Below are 567 nucleotides of genomic sequence, written 5' to 3' on the forward strand. Positions count from 1 at the left end.
GATCCGCAATAACCGTAATGCACTGTATTGCGGTGTTACCAATGACATCGAAAGGCGATTTAAACAGCACCAACTTGGCAAAGGCGCAAAAGCGCTCAAGGGTAAAGGGCCTCTTGTTTTAGAGTGGTCGACTAGTTTCGACTCAAAAGTAACAGCAATGCGCGCTGAGTATTTCATCAAACAACTAACCAAGAGCAAGAAAGAGCAGTTGGTTGAACTCAAAGCTCTGATTGCCGTGGATGACAATCAGCAAGTGATGTTTGAGTCTTGCTCTCAAAGTTAACGGTTCATCGTTACGGTTTGAGTGCCTGTTTTTCGGATTCTTAAATTTCAATTGTCTTTTATAAGCCGCCAACATTGGCGGCTTATTTATATTTATTGATACAGCTGACTAATACGGCCGAGCCCGATACATCCAAGCTTCTTGAGATAAAAGCAGAATACCATATGGACTTTGGGTATATCATGTATGGCTATTCTGACGCATAATGGCCCGATGTTCTGTTCCAAGTAGACAAATTTACTATTGAAACAAACACTCAGTGGAAGGTAGATTACAAGAGTAAA

1 protein-coding gene is annotated in these 567 nt (G+C 41.4%); it reads left to right on the forward strand.

The features are described from left to right. Position 1 precedes the first annotated feature (1 nt). Positions 2 to 283, forward strand: coding sequence for a GIY-YIG nuclease family protein (locus tag R7Q11_RS28295; RefSeq protein WP_225467242.1), 282 nt, complete (start codon positions 2 to 4; stop codon positions 281 to 283). The last annotated feature ends 284 nt before the right edge of the window (positions 284 to 567 follow it).

This window comes from Vibrio sp. 970 (assembly GCF_033339075.1).